33 protein-coding genes are annotated in these 21,448 nt (G+C 32.6%); 1 reads left to right on the top strand and 32 read right to left on the bottom strand.

Translation table 11 applies throughout. The features are described from left to right. Positions 1-44 precede the first annotated feature (44 nt). The 27 genes from KQI86_RS07740 to KQI86_RS07610 all read right to left on the bottom strand — a co-directional run bounded on the left by KQI86_RS07740 (position 45) and on the right by KQI86_RS07610 (position 15,506). Positions 45-401, bottom strand: coding sequence for a hypothetical protein (locus tag KQI86_RS07740; RefSeq protein WP_216438707.1), 357 nt, complete (start codon positions 399-401; stop codon positions 45-47). 26 nt (positions 402-427) lie between these two features. Beyond that, on the bottom strand, positions 428-637 hold the full coding sequence (locus tag KQI86_RS07735; protein WP_216438706.1) for a hypothetical protein: 210 nt from the start codon (positions 635-637) through the stop codon (positions 428-430). A gap of 11 nt (positions 638-648) precedes the next feature. Next, a complete protein-coding gene (locus KQI86_RS07730) occupies positions 649-954 on the bottom strand; it encodes a hypothetical protein (RefSeq protein WP_216438705.1) in 306 nt (101 codons plus the stop codon). Positions 955-1,059: 105 nt separating this feature from the next. Further along, a complete protein-coding gene (locus KQI86_RS07725; RefSeq protein ID WP_216438704.1) occupies positions 1,060-1,611 on the bottom strand; it encodes a hypothetical protein in 552 nt (183 codons plus the stop codon). 88 nt (positions 1,612-1,699) lie between these two features. Then, positions 1,700-2,146: a hypothetical protein gene (locus KQI86_RS07720; RefSeq protein ID WP_216438703.1), complete on the bottom strand. Its 447-nt coding sequence runs from the start codon at positions 2,144-2,146 to the stop codon at positions 1,700-1,702. Between the two features lie 108 nt (positions 2,147-2,254). Continuing rightward, the gene (locus tag KQI86_RS07715; protein ID WP_216438702.1) at positions 2,255-2,764 is read right to left on the bottom strand and encodes a hypothetical protein; all 510 of its coding nucleotides are present in this window, start codon (positions 2,762-2,764) and stop codon (positions 2,255-2,257) included. Between the two features lie 75 nt (positions 2,765-2,839). Continuing rightward, positions 2,840-3,364, bottom strand: coding sequence for a hypothetical protein (locus KQI86_RS07710; RefSeq protein ID WP_216438701.1), 525 nt, complete (start codon positions 3,362-3,364; stop codon positions 2,840-2,842). Positions 3,365-3,484: 120 nt separating this feature from the next. Next, a complete protein-coding gene (locus KQI86_RS07705) occupies positions 3,485-3,970 on the bottom strand; it encodes a hypothetical protein (RefSeq protein ID WP_216438700.1) in 486 nt (161 codons plus the stop codon). Positions 3,971-4,006: 36 nt separating this feature from the next. After that, positions 4,007-4,525 carry a hypothetical protein gene (locus KQI86_RS07700; protein WP_216438699.1) on the bottom strand — a complete coding sequence of 173 codons (519 nt, stop codon included), beginning with the start codon at positions 4,523-4,525 and terminating at the stop codon, positions 4,007-4,009. A 270-nt stretch (positions 4,526-4,795) separates the two neighbouring features. Beyond that, complete coding sequence (locus tag KQI86_RS07695) at positions 4,796-5,251, bottom strand: hypothetical protein (RefSeq protein ID WP_216438698.1); 456 nt, start codon at positions 5,249-5,251, stop codon at positions 4,796-4,798. A gap of 92 nt (positions 5,252-5,343) precedes the next feature. Continuing rightward, complete coding sequence (locus KQI86_RS07690; protein WP_216438697.1) at positions 5,344-5,868, bottom strand: SMI1/KNR4 family protein; 525 nt, start codon at positions 5,866-5,868, stop codon at positions 5,344-5,346. Positions 5,869-5,936: 68 nt separating this feature from the next. Then, positions 5,937-6,332 carry a hypothetical protein gene (locus KQI86_RS07685; RefSeq protein WP_216438696.1) on the bottom strand — a complete coding sequence of 132 codons (396 nt, stop codon included), beginning with the start codon at positions 6,330-6,332 and terminating at the stop codon, positions 5,937-5,939. Positions 6,333-6,416: 84 nt separating this feature from the next. Next, positions 6,417-7,676, bottom strand: a complete 1,260-nt coding sequence (locus tag KQI86_RS07680) for a hypothetical protein (protein WP_216438695.1) — start codon at positions 7,674-7,676, stop codon at positions 6,417-6,419. Between the two features lie 87 nt (positions 7,677-7,763). Then, entirely contained in the window at positions 7,764-7,940 is a 177-nt protein-coding gene (locus KQI86_RS07675) for a hypothetical protein (protein ID WP_216438694.1), read from the bottom strand. Between the two features lie 104 nt (positions 7,941-8,044). Beyond that, a complete protein-coding gene (locus KQI86_RS07670) occupies positions 8,045-8,716 on the bottom strand; it encodes a hypothetical protein (protein WP_216438693.1) in 672 nt (223 codons plus the stop codon). A 72-nt stretch (positions 8,717-8,788) separates the two neighbouring features. Beyond that, positions 8,789-9,415, bottom strand: a complete 627-nt coding sequence (locus KQI86_RS07665) for a T6SS immunity protein Tdi1 domain-containing protein (protein ID WP_216438692.1) — start codon at positions 9,413-9,415, stop codon at positions 8,789-8,791. Between the two features lie 56 nt (positions 9,416-9,471). Beyond that, positions 9,472-9,918 carry a hypothetical protein gene (locus KQI86_RS07660; protein ID WP_216438691.1) on the bottom strand — a complete coding sequence of 149 codons (447 nt, stop codon included), beginning with the start codon at positions 9,916-9,918 and terminating at the stop codon, positions 9,472-9,474. Between the two features lie 91 nt (positions 9,919-10,009). Beyond that, positions 10,010-10,663, bottom strand: a complete 654-nt coding sequence (locus tag KQI86_RS07655) for a hypothetical protein (RefSeq protein WP_216438690.1) — start codon at positions 10,661-10,663, stop codon at positions 10,010-10,012. 80 nt (positions 10,664-10,743) lie between these two features. Continuing rightward, on the bottom strand, positions 10,744-11,052 hold the full coding sequence (locus KQI86_RS07650; RefSeq protein WP_216438689.1) for a hypothetical protein: 309 nt from the start codon (positions 11,050-11,052) through the stop codon (positions 10,744-10,746). A 46-nt stretch (positions 11,053-11,098) separates the two neighbouring features. Next, the gene (locus KQI86_RS07645) at positions 11,099-11,539 is read right to left on the bottom strand and encodes a GNAT family N-acetyltransferase (RefSeq protein WP_216438688.1); all 441 of its coding nucleotides are present in this window, start codon (positions 11,537-11,539) and stop codon (positions 11,099-11,101) included. A 32-nt stretch (positions 11,540-11,571) separates the two neighbouring features. Continuing rightward, the gene (locus tag KQI86_RS07640; RefSeq protein WP_216438687.1) at positions 11,572-12,036 is read right to left on the bottom strand and encodes a VOC family protein; all 465 of its coding nucleotides are present in this window, start codon (positions 12,034-12,036) and stop codon (positions 11,572-11,574) included. 96 nt (positions 12,037-12,132) lie between these two features. Next, positions 12,133-12,516, bottom strand: coding sequence for a YxeA family protein (locus KQI86_RS07635; protein ID WP_216438686.1), 384 nt, complete (start codon positions 12,514-12,516; stop codon positions 12,133-12,135). Between the two features lie 48 nt (positions 12,517-12,564). After that, complete coding sequence (locus KQI86_RS07630) at positions 12,565-13,017, bottom strand: tetratricopeptide repeat protein (RefSeq protein ID WP_216438685.1); 453 nt, start codon at positions 13,015-13,017, stop codon at positions 12,565-12,567. A gap of 90 nt (positions 13,018-13,107) precedes the next feature. Further along, complete coding sequence (locus KQI86_RS07625) at positions 13,108-13,596, bottom strand: hypothetical protein (RefSeq protein ID WP_216438684.1); 489 nt, start codon at positions 13,594-13,596, stop codon at positions 13,108-13,110. A gap of 49 nt (positions 13,597-13,645) precedes the next feature. Continuing rightward, entirely contained in the window at positions 13,646-13,858 is a 213-nt protein-coding gene (locus KQI86_RS07620; RefSeq protein ID WP_216438683.1) for a hypothetical protein, read from the bottom strand. A gap of 419 nt (positions 13,859-14,277) precedes the next feature. Beyond that, the gene (locus KQI86_RS07615) at positions 14,278-14,859 is read right to left on the bottom strand and encodes a hypothetical protein (RefSeq protein WP_216438682.1); all 582 of its coding nucleotides are present in this window, start codon (positions 14,857-14,859) and stop codon (positions 14,278-14,280) included. A gap of 35 nt (positions 14,860-14,894) precedes the next feature. Then, the gene (locus KQI86_RS07610; protein WP_216438681.1) at positions 14,895-15,506 is read right to left on the bottom strand and encodes a TetR/AcrR family transcriptional regulator; all 612 of its coding nucleotides are present in this window, start codon (positions 15,504-15,506) and stop codon (positions 14,895-14,897) included. A gap of 242 nt (positions 15,507-15,748) precedes the next feature. On the opposite strand from KQI86_RS07610, the gene KQI86_RS07605 reads away from it, so the two are divergent. Next, the gene (locus KQI86_RS07605; RefSeq protein ID WP_216438680.1) at positions 15,749-16,267 is read left to right on the top strand and encodes a VanZ family protein; all 519 of its coding nucleotides are present in this window, start codon (positions 15,749-15,751) and stop codon (positions 16,265-16,267) included. A gap of 118 nt (positions 16,268-16,385) precedes the next feature. On the opposite strand, the gene KQI86_RS07600 is transcribed toward KQI86_RS07605, so the two are convergent. The 5 genes from KQI86_RS07600 to KQI86_RS07580 are packed head-to-tail and all read right to left on the bottom strand — an operon-like array spanning position 16,386 to position 21,378. Continuing rightward, on the bottom strand, positions 16,386-17,648 hold the full coding sequence (locus tag KQI86_RS07600) for an MFS transporter (protein ID WP_216438679.1): 1,263 nt from the start codon (positions 17,646-17,648) through the stop codon (positions 16,386-16,388). Then, positions 17,645-18,439: an ABC transporter ATP-binding protein gene (locus KQI86_RS07595; protein WP_216438678.1), complete on the bottom strand. Its 795-nt coding sequence runs from the start codon at positions 18,437-18,439 to the stop codon at positions 17,645-17,647. The genes KQI86_RS07600 and KQI86_RS07595 overlap by 4 nt, the downstream gene beginning before the upstream one ends. A gap of 2 nt (positions 18,440-18,441) precedes the next feature. Beyond that, positions 18,442-19,449, bottom strand: a complete 1,008-nt coding sequence (locus tag KQI86_RS07590; RefSeq protein WP_216438677.1) for a FecCD family ABC transporter permease — start codon at positions 19,447-19,449, stop codon at positions 18,442-18,444. After that, a complete protein-coding gene (locus tag KQI86_RS07585) occupies positions 19,449-20,441 on the bottom strand; it encodes a FecCD family ABC transporter permease (protein WP_216438676.1) in 993 nt (330 codons plus the stop codon). The genes KQI86_RS07590 and KQI86_RS07585 overlap by 1 nt, the downstream gene beginning before the upstream one ends. Further along, positions 20,428-21,378: an ABC transporter substrate-binding protein gene (locus KQI86_RS07580; protein WP_216438675.1), complete on the bottom strand. Its 951-nt coding sequence runs from the start codon at positions 21,376-21,378 to the stop codon at positions 20,428-20,430. Before KQI86_RS07580 ends, KQI86_RS07585 begins: the two co-directional genes overlap by 14 nt. Between the last annotated feature and the right edge of the window lie 70 nt (positions 21,379-21,448).

Below are 21,448 nucleotides of genomic sequence, written 5' to 3'. Positions count from 1 at the left end.
ACGAATGCTAATAACCTCATAGAAAAACTTTAGCTTAGAAATGATTATTTCTCCACGTCAAATCGTTCTGATATTTGAGGGTCATATAGCGGACAACCAAAATCTAACATTATATCTATGATCAAATTCATATCATCTCCACTGATACCATAACAATCAAAGCGTACTATTTGTGGTGTTGTAAAAATACTAAATGCACCATGTCCTTCTTTCTCATAATTGTTCTTATCAAGAGCAGTCCAATCTTTAAAAACTACAGCTACTTTATTCAAAATTTCCTCAATAGGCAGTTGCTCCAAAGCGTCTATTTCTTGTCCATCACAACACGCTTTTAGATATACTTCTTTGTTATCAAGGCATGTCCCTTTTTTATATTTCCAAAAATCTAAATCCATGCTCATTTCTAATACTCCTTTCCAAATTCTGATTAATCTGCACTATTCTCTAATATTGCAATTAATTTTTCATCTACCCCGTCAGTCGCTATCTGTAATGGTAACTTTCCATACTTGTTTTCGCTTAATGGGTTAGCTCCGAATTTAATTAGTTTAATTAGTTTTTTTGAAAGGTCATATAACATCGTTCTATCCTGTAAAACACGAGTGGCCATTATAACTGTATTGTTCACTCTCGACAATAGATTGGATATCATTCTTTTCTATATGGTCTATTCATTACAGCATTTAGAAGTTGTTCTATAATTTCTGAATATTCATTTTCTGTTATTTCAAATGGCTCCCATTCAGCCAACCTTCCAAACACTCCACTAAGTAAGATAGTATTTAATCGTTCAAAATCAGGAATAACTTTATTAAAATCGTATCCCCATAGCATGGAACTATCGTGTATCATATCTGCAACAGAACCTTTTTTCACTAAATAATGAGCTTCTTTTCTATCATATTCACCATGATAATTAGCCTCTGGCATTAAATAATATTCTATAATCCTCATTTTTCACTCCAAATTTCTATTTTACTGTTCAGTAAAATTATATAAATTCCTGTAGCTTTATTTTAATTTGCCTACAGAAACGAATGCTCATTTTCTTCACATTAGCTAGAATCGAACTATACCTTTACTTTCAAACAGAGAACCTGTATTGCTATGCGTACTTCCGTCATTTTCCGTATATGTAGTTATCAAACGTGGCTCTCTAGTAGCACTATGGTAAAACTTCATCAGTACATTAGAAATATCGTTATCAAGTGGAATGCTCAAACCCTCTGCTAATTCTTTTTGGGTTTCATCCAAGTCCATATCCATATCTTCTTCAACCATTTGTCTATGTTCTTCCATGAGTTCTTTTGCGAAGCTTTGGAGACGTTCCATATTTTGATATGATGCAGCATTCAAATAATCACGCCAAAATGGACAGTTTACCATAAACACAAAAAAATCATAAAGGCTATCGGCAATTCTTCCGCTTTCGCCCTCACTTCCCCAAAATCCAACTGAACCATCTTCCAATAAGATGTATTCACTTCCTGTGCCTTCTTTTGCGAAGGTTTTTCCAGTTATACTATAGGCTAAATGCCCAAATTCATCTTGTGGAGATTTGAATTCCGAAAGAATTTCAACGTCACAAATATAACACAGAAGGTCAGACAAATTTTCATCCTGTTGCAACAGTTTAATAATATCCATAATAAAATTCCTTTTAGACATATTTTAATTTGACATTGTTCGTTTAGGCAATTCAAATCGAAGAACTGTCAAGTCCTCCATCAAAAATAAATTTTTTATGCTCTGGATCATATTCTATCCATACTTCTAATCCGAGATAATCATCTATTGGCATACGAACAGAGGGATCGGGATAATATCCCAAGAAGCGCGTAAAAACGCTTCCCCAAATTCTTCCGTTTTCTTCACGTAACGCAATACCACCAACATACCATTCGCCTATCATTTCACATCTGCGAGGAAACATATGCAAATCATCGTTGCAAGCACTTTCATCTTCTAAATACTCTGTGATTTCTTTGACCACGATCTTCATGATCTCATCTTCATGATTTTCAAAAAGATCTTTCAGTTTTGGATTGGCAAACCGCATTTGAGGTTGTAACTTCTTTTCATAGTTTGTATAGTCATTGTTCGGATTTGGATTTGGCATAAAGATTTGCTTTAGTTCCCAACTCATAATTGTTCCTCCCATACAATGTTATGTAAATTTCCTATAGCCTTGCTTTATTTTGAGCTACCCTGGCAAGTTCTTGTTTTGTCATTCATATTATGTTCGTAATCTTGTTTATTCAACAAACAATGGTGGTGCCCCATTCCATGTCAATTCTGGCATTTCAGGGAGTTCATTGAGATAAATATAGATTGTCTGATCATCTCCCCATCTTCCAGAATTCGGCTTTCTGGTGAGTGCTGTGATATGATAGAAACCATCCTGGACTTCTACTACTTGTTCCTGCGGACATTCAGCGTCAAATTCCATAAGCCAATACAAATCTATGACATGGATTTTACCGCCTTTCACTTGAAGTCCAAGCCGTATAGCCACAGGATACTCCTCGTTTATGGTTTCGTCGGGATACCCACTTCTAAAGCGCAGGTCAAATTGTCCGGGTGTTCCAGTGCAGAAAGCAGTTATATCACCTTTTCGGATGTGCCTTCCAATATCAGCAGGGCAATTAAACTCCTGCATCAAAAAATTACTTCCGACAGCAATATCTGTTACCATACCCGGAGAATAAAATGCAATCCCCAAACCATCTATGTAAATGCTTATATCTATGTTCATGTTATTCATTATTTTTCTCCTTAATTATCGAGATTATATAAATTTCCTGTAGATGGGTATTAAATCATGTATAGGAGCGAATGCTCATTTTGTTTTTGAAACATATTGTCTAAAGTATTTTAGAAAATACTCATATAATCTATCACTTTCTTTAATATAGCTCGAAAATTTCTTACCCACTTCTTCTGACTGTTCATATTCCATATTTTTGGAATATTCACTTTCTTCAAATTGGCTGAGCAAGGAATAAAAATACTCACACTCCACACAGCAACTATTACCATCAGAATAGCTTCCAGCAGATGACAAAAAGGTGGCCCAGGAAATGTGCTTTTTTATATATTTTACATATTTACAGGCAATATAAAAATCCGTTAGTTCTAAATAGTAAAAATCTATGAAGGGCTCTGAAAATGCATAGCTGTATACAACATTTCTTGCGTCAGGCAAATATTTGGTGCTTGTTAAATCAATAATCCAGTATGGGGGATTATCCATACTTTCAATTATTTCATCACACCACAATTCGTAATATTTATAATGAATCAATGATGATTCGAGCATAACACTTAGTTTTGCTGCAAATTCTCTTGATAAGTCATACTTCATTCCCATCACCTTCTTACTGATTGAATCGTTTGATACTCAGAAGATATTTGACTATCCCCTAAAGCAAGATTATATAAATTTCCTGGAGCTTTATTTTAATTCGCCTACAGGAGCGAATGCTCATTTAGCACAAGCCCAAATATCAATTAGATAGTTGTACTCATCCCTGGAATCGCAACCTGCTTCCATAATATAATTCAAGTTCACTTCCATAAGCAAAAAACCGAAAGACCCTATTTTGTGCTTACCTTGTTTGTATCTGTTATGTTCCCATAAACTTTTGATTGCCCACTGTAAATCAATGATTCTGATTCTTGTCCATATACCATTACACAAAAAGAAATATTCTTGTCCATTTTCTAATCGCATTTCAGATGAAATCCAAGAAAATATTTCTAAATCAGAAGATTCAAAAGGTAATTTACTATGTGGCAGTGTATTGTTTGAACACATTGCTGGATAATAATCTGAAAACATTTCGTTGAGTCTTCTATTTTCATCATTTTCAAATGTATCTAAGATTTCTATCCCATTAAGTAATTTTAGTTTGTTTTTTACCTGTTGTATCTTTATCTTTTTCTTTAACAACTGATTTTTTTCAATCAATAATACTCACCTCCACAACAGCCAGGTATTACGATACTATTCCTTATAACAAATATGATGTTTATCTAAGTAGTCCACAAAATTATTGTAACTGCTTTTATTATCAAGATATTCATCCCAAGCCACATAGAGCCTGCGGCATAAGTCGATAAATGCTTTCTGATTTTCTCCCAACACACTACATAGCTGCTTAAACTCGTTTAAGTCTTCTAACATTTTTGGTATTGCGGATTTTTCGGCACCATTCATACCATTCAAAATGCCACAAGGAACCTCATGTATAGTAAAACCAATGATTCTGCTCATCAATACATACTTATAATGTAGTACGGTTTTATTATTCGGTTCTTTGTTCAATATAAATGCAGCCATATCAAAGGGAGTATATGTCCAATTCGATGCTTCACAAAACATTTCCACGAAATCTCTGGTTGTACCAATGTAATGATCGCTATTATTTTCAAACATAAAACGGATAGCATCAATACTGTTATTTTCAATGTCCGCATAAATGCAAGGTACTAATACTTTTAGGAAAAAAGGCCGTTCATACACCAAATTAGGATTACATTTGATAAAAGAACGGATTTCTTCCACATCAGGCATTTGTGAATAATGGCAATTTTGCCATTCTGTCAGCATGCGATGCCTTTCTTTTCGATCACTTTTCTTCCATGTACTATGTGCAGGAAAGCATTGATATATATTCAAATAGTCTTGTAAAACGTATGTCAAGGTACTACCTCCTTTAATAATAGAGAATATTCATTCCCTGTAACTTTGTTTTAATTCGCCTACAAGAGCGAATGCCAATTAAATGTAGTTTTATAGTGAGCATACTTCATCCTTATAATCAAGCAGAAATTCTCTTTGCCACTCGTATATTTTTTTCTCATTATTCATAATCCACTTATCGATGGATTCGGATTCATCAATCCACTCTTGCGGATAGTTGAAATTTCCAATGAATTGAGGAGACTGATAGTTATGTATACCCAGGCAAAACATATGATGCAACTCTTTCCATGAACAACGTGATAAGTGTTGGGCTGTTAATAATAAATCTTGCATATCTGCAATCTCGTAATAAGTCCACACCCCACTTCTTAAGGAGTTCCCAAACCATTGAGATATCGTACTATATATTCGAATACAATCAGGAACATCGGATTTTCCCATTTTAATTATCTTAAATATTTCTAGCATGAAATCAGTATCAACGTGATAAAAATCACGTATATCTGTTGTTTCAAGTTTTGTGTATAGCTTATCAAATTCCATATAATTCTCCCGTGCTTAATATAAATTTCCTGTAGCTGGGTATTAAATCACCTACAGGAGCGAATCCTCATTTTATTCATACTGATATTCTGTTATTCTGTAAAATAATCAACATCATTACCATAATCAAGCCATTTTTCAAACCAACCCAAGAAATCTTGACGCTGACAACAGGGCTGTATTCCTACATCACAAAAAAACCAAATTTCCCCACGATATTTCCCTGTAACAATTAAATTATAGGATTGTGCATCTCCAATATGAATAAGCTCAATGTTTCCATTTCTAATTTCCAATAACTGAGATTCGGATGGACATTCTTCATCCTCCCAAATCCAAGGATCTTCAAAGGGAAAAGTAGCTGATAATTTTTCTGATATCAATCTGTCTATCATATCAAGAGATTTCATTTTGAATCCACCAATCATATCACAGCCATCGCCTACCTCAAGCAAAAATTTTCGATAAACCTCAGGAAGTATGGTATCATGCTTCTTTTCAAATAAGCAAATTTCTTGTTCTAATAATTGCTCTCCCAAGAAAACATCTTCGGCTATGCATTTTTCTTTTATTCTATTTATTATTACATTATACTGCTCTGGTTGATAGATAGGCATACTTATCCTCCTAATTGATAAATTCCTGTAGCGTTATTTTAATACTAAAAAATGCCACACTCTTCACATCAAATGTCAGCATCTGAAATCCATTTAAAAGATGGATGCTTTTCTCCTGTCTTACAAAAATGCACAATGATAGCTTTAATATCCTTCAATGAATAGCACATCATTCTTTCTTGAGGGCAAGCATTGATAATTAAATCTACGGAATAGATATTTTGACTTCCATTGTCAAAATAAGAAATGTCATCATTATATTCATCAACCCATCCAATAAATGCTGCTTTTTCCTTGTTAAACTCAACTGATAAACTGATATCACCTACAGTGTATTCTAAATAGATATAGTCTTTACCTATTTTATCCAATATAACATTATGTTGGCTTTCCAAAATACCAGATGTGCTTTCTATTGTCATAGGTTTCTTAGTGTCACTTATATATATTTTCGTACATAGCATAAAAACCTCCATAAGACTCAACAAATATAAATTTCCTATAGCGTTGTTTTAATTCGCATACAAGAGCTAATGCTCATAATGTGGCTACGGCTGATTGCGGATAGTACATCCAATATAGTTGTCATAATGGATGGAATGCGCATACCAATCTGGGGTATCCCCGAAAAGCCGTCGAATTTCCGGAACAACTTCACTCTCCCAAAGCTGTATGACTTTCTTCAAATCGGAGGTATACAGCTCCAGTTCATACATCGAATGACATGGGCGATCGCTAGCCAACACATGACTGATAAAAAAATTGTAGCCTGAGCACCGTAAGTAGATATGCAACGAATCTCCGCGACGAAGCTCTGTGCTGATATTCAGAGCGTAATTACCCTTCGGCAAAATTTTTCCAAAGTCACAATATCCGTTGATTTTCGGGTGATGCCAGAGGAATCCGCTTTCTTTGAGTATCTTCTTGAAATAAGAGGCTGTGTTTCGATGTTGAAAATCCTTGTCCTTGGGAGCATTTGCAACTGATTGGTAAGCCCCTCTGCCAAATGGAATTCCGCTGGGCATAGGCAACTGTGCCCATGCCTCGCTTCGTTTCTGCAAAAACAACTCCATCTGTTTTGCAGCAGCATCAAAACGAGCTATTTCTTCCGGTGGAAAACAGCAGACCATCTGCTTCATTCTGCGTTGACCACCAAACAACGTGCTGATTTTTTCGATTTGCTCATCCATCTGCTCAAGCATATCAGTTTCGATAAATGGCGTTACTTCAAAGCGCAGATGCATGGGATTGTAGTTGGTTCCATAATCAAAGCATTTTGCTAAAACAATACTGTCAGATTGATAGAAACTGCACTCTGCATTGTATAGATTCATACCGTCCGTTGCACAGGGAACATCCTGTATACCGCAAGATAAGGCCGGCTCGGGGTTGCTGTCTCCAAACCACGGAATGGCATCCAATAGGATGGTGGTACTATAGAAGGAATACGGCTTGGGAATTTTCTCAGCCACCGCTGTCAGCGTCTCCGGTGTTATCGCATTTTGGATTCCCTGCTGCACATAGGTAAGCCCGCTCACAGCAGGAAAATTAGAGGCTGTAGTCTCGCACGGTCTTTGTTCACTGTGCGGCCACAGATAATCTTCAAACTGCGGGAACGCTTTCACCAGTTTGCCCATAGAAGTTTTAGAAAATAGTTGATTCTTAGTATTCGGCACATCTTGAAATGCGAATAAGTAACGTGCAGGTGTAAGACTTTGCTCTTTAAGTTTGTCCAATATATAGGGTAGCATCCTTTGGAATGGAACAGCCTTTTTTAAATCCTGTGTTATTGATATAAAAACTCGCATATGACCCTCCATCAAATATCTCATTAAGTATTATATAAATTTCCTGTAGCTTTATCATTTCTCCAAATATAAATAATAGAGCCTTAGTTAAATGCAAGAACTGTTAATACCGTCTAACATAAACTTATTTTGCTCTTTATCGTAATAAAAGCAAACTTCAAGTCCTAAATAATCATCTAGTGGCTGCAGCTTATTTTCATAAGTTACATGCACATTATCCGTGTTAGGATTTGGCAAGAAAATCTGTCTTAGCTCAAAACTCATAGTAATTACCTCCTATTGTATAAATAATATAAAACTGAAAACCTGTTTCCCATAATACTCACTATCTGAATGACAAACTAGAATTTATATTACTCAACTATTTATCATTTATCTATATTTTCAGGGAAAAATTTCCACACATGAGAAATCCCTGTTTCAATCTCATGTGCATCATTGAATATACATTTATATTCATCTAAATTAATAAAATCTGTCATGACTATTTTTAATTCATCTAAAGTTGATATATCATCACAATAAGCACTAACTCCACTAAATTCCACTTCTCCTTCAAAAGAAAATGGAACATCTTCCCCATATTCATCATCCCAATACACATTTGCAGTTCCTGTCCATCGAACCAGAAACTTATTTCCATTTCTTTCTAAGAATTCAATTATTCCATTAGTTACATCTTCATGTTCAAAAACATACAATGTTCCCGCTTCTTCACCGTTTGCATTATATTGAGAATCCCATTTTAAAGAAAGTCCTTCTATATCTTTCCATGATTTTATATCAAGCCTAAAACCGTTGTTATGATACAAACGAGGTGAAACCGATTCATAATAAATTTCTTCATCATCTTCTAAGTCTTTCAATTCTTCATCATCTAATTCTGTTACAAAATCCCCTGCATTCATATCTATTTCTATAAACCAGTGAAATTCTGCCAGTCCAGTACTCTGCATTCTTTTACTCATAGCAGAATCCATAAAACTCCCACTAAATGTCGCACTCTCCACATCAAACTTTAATTTCCCTAACTTAAACATATTTTACCTCCACAAATTTACTATTTATATTGTTCAACCTTAAATTGGAATTTTAAAATATATACTAAAATATCATTTGCCCAATTGAAACAATAAACTTTGATGTACATTTGCATTTCCTTTATCAATTAATTCTACTGATTCTTTACCTCCTAAGATAAGCGATGGTACAAAGAAATATATATCATTTGGTTTTAAATTCCCTTTAACAGCATATACTTGGTCAAATAATTCTTTTCTCAATATTTTACTGTAGTTAACTTCATCTACAATATATGATTTTAAAAAATCATCTAAACTGTATGAACATATTATAATGTTTCTATAATGAATATTAAGAAGGCAGATATCCTCATCCACTTCTGATAATTTTCGATAATAGAAAATATCTCCAAAGCCAGTTACCAAAATAGGCAATTTTGAGAAGTCTTCTTTTCCAAGCCATTCATATAAACTTTCCATATAGTCAAGTGGATTAATAACCTTTATTATTCCATTACCATAATTGCCAAATCCATATTCCTTCCAAAAGTGTAATAATTCAGATGGTAATATATCCTCAAATTGCTTCAGTTCCTCTTCTGTAGGTTTTACCAAATCATTAGATGGCTCAAATACACTTGTAAATTGTGAAAAAGTGTTATTTGTGACACTTTTTTTATCCATATTTTTTTTCTTAAATTTATCAAACAATCTCATTTTCATTTCTCCTTTAAGCAACAACTTATCAAACTTACAAATTCGGAATTTATTTCTTATAAATGAATAATACTATTTCTTAAATCTTCAAGCATTTTATCAGCAATCTGCTCTGGTTCGCCTTCAAGCATTACATAGTGTAAAATATCACATAATGGTAAACTTTTTTGTAAAAGTTCAGTATAGTATTCAGCCTCTACATCTTTCCCATTTTCAAAATGATTTTTTATAATACCTATCATTTCTATAATTTCACTTTTACTTAAATCACGAATGCATGGAGGATTGGGAGTTAATGCTTGTCTTGAAATCATCTCTAATGATGTCCAGCCCCAATATTCCGCAAACTCAATTCCATTAAACTCTTTACCTGTAATACTATTAATTTCTATCAATTCCTTATGATAATCCTCTGTACCATTTTCAGCAATAACGTCAATTAGCCTACTAACATATTCTATTTTACTTTCATCAATTTCAGGAAATTCTAATTCTTTTCTCATACATTCTTCCTCTACTAAAATTACTATTTAATTTTTAACAAATTATTACATTTAGTATAAATCTAATATCATTCAATTTTTAATCCTAATATTAATTTCTCCAAATGCAAAGCTCTTCAAGATTCTTCAATTCCTCTAAACCATCAAGACTTTCTAAAGAAACACTGCCCAATTCCAAAATTCTGAGTTTATTTAAATTCTTCAAAAAATCAATTTTATGAATCTCAATACAACAATCCATAAATCTCAAGGCTTCTAATTCTGTAAAGCACTTAAAATCATCAGTGTTTAATAGCCTTTCATTTTCAACATCTTCTTCATATTTTTCTTTTATATAACAACCATCATAAGGCTCAAAACCTACTAAAGATTCTTCAAATTTACTACTTTTCATTGATATTTTTTCAAACTCCACATCCCAGATATCCACCTGATTTTCAAGTGCTTCATCCTTTAATTCTAAAGAATAACTATCCTCCCATTTTTCGATTTCAATAAATTCATTAATAGAATTAAATCTTTTTGTATTATATATACAACAACATTCGTATTCATCACCACAATCACTTGGAATAAATTTTTGAGGAGGTGCTTGAAGACTTAATTGAAGTTCGTAACCATTGCTTGTTCCAATTCTAATGTATTTTATTTTCTTTAAATCTTCTTCATTTAATATGTTATCTTTCTTATTTAAAAATTCACATAAACATTCTTGTAACCATTTTGCTTTCAATTTTATTCCCATTTATCACCCTCCATTTTCTAACATAGACACACATACAAATTACTATTTATATTACTCAACCTTAAATTGGAATTTATACTTCAATCATAGATATAAAATTCAAAACCATCTTCTGGTTCCCCAACTTGAAAACCTAATAATTCAGAAGCTCTACTTTTAAACAATTCAAACCATGAGTTCCATTCTTCTTGAGGTAATTTAGCATAGAACTGTAGTCCGCTAGGCTCAACAGATACTTCTATCAGCTTTCCATCATTGCCATACCATTGTGGACAGCCATTCACAAACCCATTCCAAAATGGCATTTCAAAATATAACTCATTCAATTTATCCCATATTTCCGCTGGTGCAGTATAATGTATATTCAAATTATGATTATGTATATTCATTGTCATCCTCTTCTTCAAATTAGAATTTGTATGTTCCCACAATTTTTTATTTCCCCAAAACAATCAGATTCCCTAAGTCTTGAAAGCCATTTTTTTCATAGAACTTACAAGACGGATAATCTCTTTCTGTATTTAGTATCATTCCTTCTACCTTTTCATCATATAATAACTCTTCTATATTTTTCAAAAACAAGCTACCAATACCTTTTCCTTGATAATCATCCCCTATGCAAAATTCATCTATGTAATATTCCATCCCGCAAATCCAAGGCTTTTTCATTCCTATACTTAATGCTATAACTTTTTTATCTATTAATCCTATATAACCTAAAAAATAATTATTTTTCATATGATTTATGAAAAAATCCTTTACCTGCTGCCTGGAATCATATTCATCATTCCAGGGGTATCTTGAAAATGTATCTATAAATAAATCTACACATTCTTCCAAATATTCTTCTGATAACTTAATTACTTTTAGTTCCATTTTACGCCTCCGCTTTTCTTTCAAATTCCTATTTAGCTGTTTAAAAGTTTCTTCAAGTCCCCTAGTGATACATCCATTTTTTTTGAGGTTTCTTCCATGGATAAACCAGAAGATATAAAACGATTAATAACATCTTTCATAGATTCCCCAACTTCTATAATATGTTCATCCAAATCATAGAATCTCACAACACGTTGACCCCAGCTATGTTCTATAACATCTCCTAAACGCTGAATATCAGGATACTCATCAAGTTTATTCAAAAAGTCATCAAAGTTTTCTTCTTCAAAACATAGTTCAATATTATTAGATTTCTTTAGTATTTCTTCTTTAGGAAGATTTACAAGCCAATCAAAGTCTTGTTGCAATGCTAAACCACATGTAAAAGCAATGTTTTTCCCATAATTCTGATATACTTCTAGCCCAAATAAATCCTCATAAAATTTTCTAGATGATTTTATATCTCTTACGGATATAACGGTACATAAATATTTCATCTTAATTCTCCCTTCAAATCTCTAATTTATATTACTCAATCTCAAATTGGAATTTGTCAGCTTCCGGTTATTCTCATTATCTACATACCCTTGTCGTTACTTAGTTCTTTCCCATTCATTCGTTCCGCTATTTTTTTGCAACTTCAGCTTGTACTCGCCATTCCCACGATAAAAATATATCTCATCGCAGGATGGGTGTAATTCAACTTGAAATTCGTCTTTAGCACCGATATTACTGTTCAATCCGTATGTTGAATAAAAGGTAATGTATTTTTTATTTCCGTCTTCACTCGCTTTAAACGTTCTTATATACCCTATACTACTTGCAACACCAACTTCTAGCGTCATTACATTGCCATCTTCGGATATTGAGTAATCAGTTAGCATAATACCTGTTATTTTTCCCCCAGTGCTTAAAAATAGCAACCCTATTACTATTATTAATGAAAGTACGCCAACAATCCGAATTTTCTTTTTCACAGATAATCCTCCTCGTAAAATACAATTTTGTGTAGCTTATATAAATAATCATTCTTTCGTGCGGTCTTGTCCTAAATTTATATGAGCACTTAAAAACTCAAGATACTTAGGGTTATCTTCATCAAAAATTTCTTCGCCCTCAAACATATATGCTCTTAACATATATTCCAAGGCGTTTTTTTCATCACCTATCTCCAAGCAACTTTCACCAAGTCTAAGCATGACAAATGGATTACCATAGCCTTCACCAGAAAGATTTCCTCTTGCGGCGTCAAAACATTGATATGCCTTATCAAAGTTATTCTGTATAAAATATATATCGCCTATCGAAGCCAAAAACCATACAGTTTCACTATAAAATTGTTGCGGGTGGGGAATGAGACTTAATGCTTCTTCCCAAACTTTTAAAGCTTCATCATATTGTTCGTTATCATAAAAGCCATTACCAATTTCAGCAAGTTCCTCTATCTTATTTTTGATTTTTTCAGATAATTCATCCATCTCATATTTCCTCCAATTCTGATTTTTCACATTGTCAGATTATATAAATTTCCTGGAGCTTTGTTTTAATTCACCTACAAGAGCGAATGCTCATAACCCGTGTTTTGCCCAATCATCTTTTCCAGTAATAATAGGCAAATAACAGTCTATCTTGAAATCAGCAGTTGTGCTTGGCGTAGAGTATCCATCTATCACAGATATACCCTCACATATAACATGAACTTTATTTTCTTCAATACCCAGTATTTCCAGTTGATATTTTACAAGTGGCTCGTGCTCATACAAATAAAAAGTATCTTCCCTTTTATCTGCGGCTTCGATATTTTCCACTTCAAATATTTTTCCAACAAGCTCTTGTGAATTTCTCGCATGAGTTTCATGCCAGTTACTCACCAAAGACGGTGTAACTACTTCTCCTCGAAATTGATTTTTTTGACATGTAACATCTAATGATACTTTCAAATTATCTGTCTCATCGTTATTGATAAAAAAAGCAGTATCTCTTGTATTATTTTCTATATCAAATTGAACATCTTCTAAAATAAGCAATTCTACTCTCCTCCTACGCGTATTCGTCAAATATAAATTTCCTGGAGCTTTATTTTAATTCGTCTACAGGAACGAATGCTCATAACCTATTGCTTAAGATATGATTCAAAGACACACCATCATCAGAGTCGTTGTGCCATACAACAAACTTAGGTGGCTTATGGTATTTTTTGAAGTATTCAATTTTTGCAGCAGACTTTACTTCTTCATGCTTATATAGATTAAACATAGACATAAATTTGTCATAATACTTGTACACCTTATTAAAATCATTTATCCGATGACGTAACATCCGTAACACTCCCATCTTCTATAAGTAGGAGATAACGGATGCTCGTCCCTGGATAAGTTCTTCTAAGCTTCAGCTGGAGTAAGTATTCCTTTTAAGCAAACTCCATCTGAACCTAAGAATCACTTGATCTCTTTCATAAACACCTCTACCCAGTAATTAATATTGTATCTGTATCCTATACTTACATTGTATGTCAATTATGCAATTACTTTTCCTTGCTCTTCTATCTTAATTATACCTTAATCACAATATTTATATATATTAAAAATATTATGATTAAGGTATAACTTGTTATGGCAAGTTAGTATTGGATATGCTAAATTTGTTGATAAAGAGTTTTTCTACTCCTTATATTAGGCTTGCTATTTTTCATCTAAATTTTATATTTTGAAGCAAAAAAGTGCTCCGCCTTCACATGATCACCATTTATTCTTTTTTTCAAGCTTCCTAAACCCCAGATAAATTAAGCCAATACAAATTACTAGTCCTATGATTGCAGGTATAAAGATGGACTTTCCTGCCTCGCCACCAAAGGCTACACTCCAAATCATTTTAGCCACAGCCATAAAGACAACAACAGATAATCCAAACCATAAGCTGCGCTTCCAGAATGCTACGCCTAGTGCAATAAACGAAACGGGAATAAGAAGTGACATCAGTATTTTTGCACTTCCCCAAACACCACTTAAATATTCCTTTTCCATTTCCAGGAATTGCTTTACTTGTTCACTTACAACTTCTGGTCTTGGAAACCAAAACATACTCGTCAAAAGAAGAAAAATTGTTCCGAAAATACCAGCCCAACTTCTTTTATATGCAAAATAACAAAAGGGTATAAGGAACAATGGTCTTAAATACCAGCTTAATTGATTTTGGTGGCGTTCATAAGCCCAATCGAAAAAGCTTTTATTCGTAAATGCCAAAACAAGAAATAATAATGTAAGCACTGCAAAAATCAAAGCTAACATTTTATCATAGCGTTTAAATTTAGTATTTTCCATAATATTCACTCCCATCTTATATTTGGGTAAACCCTCTATTTACCTAAACCGCCTTTCATAAAATCCACATAATTGTCAAGGTTTTCAATCATTTTTTCAAGTTCAAAATCCTCTTGCGTATAAAAAATCTCATCAAAACGGATAAAAAGGTAACTTACAGTTTTTACAATAAATTCTTTAGAAAATTCCTTTTTGAAGTCTCCATTTTCTATAGCTTTATCTATCATTTCTTCAAGCAATTTTTCCGTATCACTTCCTAATATACCCTTTGCAATATCGTATACTTTGTTACCTTTTTCTTTCGTAAACATCTTGCTCAACCTATGAAACTTTGGGAAAACAATAGCAAATTCTGCACCAATCCTTGCTTGTATTTTAAACTTTTCAAAAATGTCCTTTCCTTCATATTCTTCTGTATATTCATTAATCTTATCATTCACAAATTCCCATTTGCTTCTTACAGAACACTCTAATAAAAATAGATAAAGTGCCTGTTTATCTTGAAAGTGATAATAAAAAGTACCTTTACTGATCTTTGCATTCCTTATGATATTATTGAGTGAAGCATCTTCATAGTTTTTTGTTATAAATTCATCTAATGCTGCCTCAAGCAGTTCTGCCTTTCTTTCAAAAGACTTTTCTTTCAATTTTTTATACCTCCTTTATTATATACCGGCTAGTCTAGACCATGCGGTCTACAACAAATGTAACACTTCTATCCCACACTGTCAATAGGTCACAAAGCAAATTACAAAGGGGCTGTCATTGATAAGATTATTCCTATTGGTATTTGCATATCCCCCGGCACTTCTTTTTGTATAAATGTTAAATTGACTTGACACCTCGTGATATAATAAAAAAAGCATTCAAATACGAAGGAGGCGTTCACATGAAAAAAGCAGGTAAAATTCTTTTATACCTTTACTTTATCGTTTTGACCTGGATATTGCTTTTCAAATTTTCAGTTTCGCTGAATGATGTATTTAATCAAGCATTTTCTGGTGAGCAATTACGACGTATTAACTTGATACCATTTGGAGCGTCAGGTGGCGTAAAAGAAGTTGTCTATAATATTATTATTTTTGTTCCCTTAGGTATTTTGATAGAAATAGTGAACAAAAAAAGTTCACTGATTAAAAATGCCATCTATATTTTATTGTTTAGTCTTTTTATTGAAGTGAGTCAATTCATTTTAGCGATCGGCGCTACTGATATAACTGATCTCTTGACTAACACTCTTGGTGGAATCTTAGGCATACTGATTTATACAAGTTTAAGAAAGGTGTTCAATTCAGAAAAATTAGATAAGGTATTGATAGTGATAGGTATAGTGCTTTTTGTTTTAGCTATATTATTCGTTTTATTTTTAGTATTTATTATGGGAATTCGTATTAAATTTCTAGGTTAAACGAGACTCAGTTGTTACCTTTAAAGACAGAACGAAAATTAAAACTCAATAACAAATCGTTATTGAGTTTACGGCACTCTGCAGAAATGTAGGGTGTTTTTAATTTTCTCATAATCCTTTATTCCAATTCTCTTACATTCCACTTAACAAATAGTATAAGTCCTAAATTAATTATTGCTGTTATTAATAAGATTATTCCTATTGGTATTTGCATATCTATTGCTTGTCCAAATAGTAATTGTCCTGGTATAACGCTTATAGTTGCTACTGCTGTTGAAAAGGCTGATACACTCCCTAGCATATCCCCCGATATTTCTTTTTGTATAAATGTTAGAGTTAATACATTTGATAATGCTAAAGATAGCATAATTGCCATACCGCCAATTCCAAATAGTGCTGCTAGAGCATAATTATTTAACTTTATAACTCCTAACATGGCCATTAGTATAACCCCTGCTATCATAGGAAAATATGTATAATGGACTTTTTTCATTGAGAACATCTTTGGTTTTAAGCTTATCCAAAGACCTCCAAGTAGCATGCCCAATACACATACCCCTTCTACTATTCCGTAGATTTCTGAAGGAAGTCCAAGTAATATGTTTATAAAGTATGGTGAAACTATAGATAATATTGGCACTACGAAGACATTACAAAGAGCATATGAAACTATAATTCCTAATACAATTTTCTTTTCCTTCTTTAAATAAAGGAAACTATTTTTCATATCTATAAAGGATTTTTTCACAAAATTCTTTGACAGTAATTTGTTTTCACTTTCATTTTTATCATTACAATTTACTTCTTCATGCTTAACTACATCTGGAATGTCTAAGAATAATTCCATTACTGCTGATGCTAAGAAGCTTACTGTATTTATTACTACTATTAGTTTTATACCTACTAATCCATAAAGAATTCCTGCAAATATTGGTCCCACAAAATTTACAACTGAACTCACTTGATTTATTACTCCATTTGCTGAAGTGAGTTTGTCTTCCTCTACTATTTGTGGAATTGAAGATACTACTGCCGGTCCATATAATGTAGCACATATTGATAGTATAAACATAACTGCTGCAACTATGAATTCATTATCTCTTCCTTTAAATAATATAAGAGCATAACCTCCAATTAATATTGAGCAGAAGAAATCTAAGTACACCATTATCTTTTTTCTATTTACTTTATCTGAAAGCCTACCTGCAATTGGTGCAAATAGAATATACGGTATAGTTGATATTGCTAATATATTAGCAAAAACAGCTGTACTCCCTGTAATTTCTAGTAGATATAAGGACATACTAAATCTTTGAATTGCATTTCCAAAAAGTGAAATAATCTGCCCTATGACTATTATTATAAAGTTTTTATTTTTCATGCACCCTCCCTAAGAAGTTCATATTCCGTACATACTGGGTATTCACCATTTTCACTTTCTTTAAGATTAGCATCTATGCCATATATTTCTTTTAAGCTTTCTTTATTAATTACATCTATTGGTTTTCCTTTACAAATAATCTTTCCTTTCTTAAGCCCAATTATATTATCTGCAAATCTGCAAGCGTTGTTAAGCTCATGAAGCACTATAACTACTGTAATATTTTTTTCTTTATTAAGCTTTTGAAGAACTTCTAATACCTCAAGCTGATAAGACATATCTAAGTAAGTTGTAGGCTCATCAAGCATTATAATATCTGTTTCTTGAGCTAAAATCATGGCAATCCAAGCTCTTTGCCTTTGTCCACCAGATAAATTTTCAACTTCTCTATTAGCAAATTCACTAAGTCCAGTTTCTTCTATTGCCCAATCAATAATTTGTTTATCATGGCTATTAAGTCCGCCTATGATTTTTTGATGAGGAAATCTTCCATAAGCCACAAGCTCTCTCACTGTAAGCCCACTTGGACAAACTGGTCCTTGAGGTAGAAAGGCTATTTCTTTTGCTATATTTTTTTCTTTTATTTTCTTTATATTTTTATTATTTATGAAGATATCTCCATTTTTAGGCTTATTAATTCTTGATATAGTTTTAAGCAAAGTTGACTTTCCACATCCATTTGCTCCAATTATTATGCTTATTTTTCCCTTTGGTATGGATAAATCCATATTTTCGATTATAGTATTGTCTTCATATGATACTGATAAGTTTTTTACACTAATAGCTTCCATAATTATTTCTCCTTCATCATTAAATAAATAAAATATGGTACTCCAAATATGGATACTGTTATTCCAACTGGAATTTCAATTGGAGAAAATAAATTTCTTGAAACTGCATCTGCAAGAAGAATTATTATAACACTTATTATTGCTGATATTACTACAAAGTTCTTATGATAGGGCCCAACTAATTTCCTTGCAATATGAGGAGATATAAGTCCTAAAAAGCCAATATTTCCTGCAAAGGCTGTTGCTGTTCCCGCTAATATAACTACAAAGCTTAGAAACTTTTTTCTTTCCTTTTCTAAATTTAACCCTAAAGATAAGGCAAGTTCATCTGAAAGATTTAAAACATCTAACTTTTTATGATTTAATAAAACTAATATAAACATTAAAGTTACTATTATCATAATTATTTTTGCATAGCTCCATCCTGATCCCCAAAGGCTTCCTGACGTCCAAACTAACATTCTATTGTAATCTCCAACACCGCCTCTAAAGGTAAAAAAGGTTATAAAGGCATTAAGACCTGCATTTAATCCAATTCCTATTAATAAAAATCTTTTAGGCCTTATTCCATTTCTGCTAGATAGCATATATATTATAAATGAAGAAATTCCTGCTCCTACTATAGCCATAAATGGTAATACAAAGATTGAAAGTTCTCCAAGTTCACTATAATAGTTAGAAGTTTGATAAGTAATAAATATCACTGCTGCCACCGCTGCTCCAGCATTTATACCTATTATTCCTGTATCTGCTAAATCATTTTTAGTTATAGTTTGAAGAATTGCTCCTGCTGTTGATAAAGCAATTGCTACAAAAGTTCCTACTAAAAGCCTTGGTAATCTAATACTTAATATTGCTGTGTTTTGAAGCTTTGTTCCATTTCCAAGAAGGGTATTTATAACTTCTAAAGGAGAAACTTTATATGTCCCCCAACATAATGTAACTCCAAAGGAGATAAATAATAAAGCTAATAAAATTATTAATGTTATTTTAAATCTTTTTTTCTTCATTATCCCCTCTCCTTTCTAGCTACCGATATGAAAAATGGCATTCCTATTAATGCTGTAAATATTCCAATTGGGGTTTCATAAGGATCAAATAACATTCTTGCTGCAATATCTGCATAAGTTAAAAGAAGTGCTCCAAGTAAAAAAGAACATGGTATGTTTGTTCTATAATCTTCTCCTAATATTCTTCTAACTATTTGAGGCACAATAAGTCCAACAAAAGCTATGTTTTTTCCTACTGCTACTGCTGCTGCACACATAGGTATCATAACCATAAGTGTTGTAAATCTTATTTTTTCAGGACTTTCTCCCAGTCCTATGGCAACATCATCTCCAAGATTTAATATATTTATCTTTGGCGATAATAAAATTGCTATAATAAGCCCTATGACTCCTACCATAAATACCAATCTAAAATCTGCCCAACTTGCATTTCTAAAGCCTCCAGATACCCAAAAACCTATCATTTGAGATTGATTTGATAATAATCCAATTATTGTGGTTAATGAAATAAAAAATGTGCTCATTGCTGTTCCTGCTAAAAGTATCTTTGCTATGGAATTATTATTTGCTTTTTTCGATATAAAGCCTAAAACTATAATTCCAGTTATCAATGCTCCTATAAAAGATGCTATCATAACATTCTGCGTATTTATTGTTATTCCTAATGCATAAAAAATCGCTATTACTAAAGTTGCTCCTTGGCTTATACCTAAAATTGATGGTTCAGCTATGGGATTTCTAGTAACACCTTGCATCATTGATCCTGTCACTCCTAAAATTCCTCCTGTAAATAGTACAGAAAGAGCTCTTGGAATACGAACATCTCTAACTAGCATAAGCTCAAGAGTTTCACTATAATTAAATATACTATTCCAAATCTCTGAAAAGCCGATATGGACAGCCCCTAACCTTACAGCTAGAAGCAATCCCATTATCAGAAGTAACATATTGAAAATTATAAAAACTATGGTATGTTTTTTATTTTGTTTCATTTAACATGCCACCTATTTCATCTACTAATAACTCTCTACCTATTGGACTGTAACCTTGGTTAAAATATGGTGAAGCTCCTAATTTAACTACTTTTCCTTCTTTAACTTCAGGTAAGTTATTCCAAATTGCATTGTTTTGAAGTTGAGCATAATCTTCATCCGTTGCCATTAGAAATATGTAGTCAGATTTAATTGCTGCTAAACCTTCATAAGTCACTACAGGAAGACTGATATTACTTTGTTCCGGCATTCCTTGTGGTTTAGCAAGTCCCATATCTTCATATAATACAGAACCAAAACCTGCGCCATCAAATACAAAGAATTGTCCACCACTTGCTAAGAATGAAAGGTATGTTGTATCTTTTCCATATTCTTCTTTAACCTTATCTCCTGCTGTTTTAGCTTTTGCTTCATATTGTTCAATCCATTTATTTGCTACATCTTCTTTATTGAATAATTTTCCTAAAGTTCTTATATCATCTTTCCAGTTTAATGCCTCTAATTTAACCATAACTGTGGGAGCAATTTCACTCAATTGATCATACATTTTTTCTTGAACTGTTGATATGACTATTAAGTCTGGTTCTAAATTCATAACAGCTTCTATATCCATAGTCTCTTGCATGCTATATCCTAAAATTTGTGCTCCTTTTAATGTATCTTCTAAATATGAAGGGAATTTAGTATAGTCATAGGCATCACTATTTGCAGTTCCTATAACCTTATATCCTAAAATTGATAAAATATCACTATTACCACTTAAATCTACTATCCTTTGAGGCTCTGCTGGTATTTTAACCTCTCCTCTTACATCTGTAACTGTTATAGTCTTTTCTATTGGCTTATCATCACTTGGACTACCTTTAGTTCCACATCCTACAAGCATCATAACAGCCATACAAGAAACTACTAATGTCTTTAATAAATTTCTCTTCATAATATACCTCCACGCATCCTTCATCACTAATTTCTATATTGTTGTTTTATTTGTTCTAATTGTATATGAT

The organism is Clostridium mobile, assembly GCF_018918285.1.
In the GTDB taxonomy this organism is placed as follows: Bacteria; Bacillota; Clostridia; order Clostridiales; family Clostridiaceae; genus Clostridium_AW; species Clostridium_AW mobile.
Note: the sequence above shows the minus strand (reverse complement) of the source record. Positions and strands in the feature narration are given on the sequence as shown.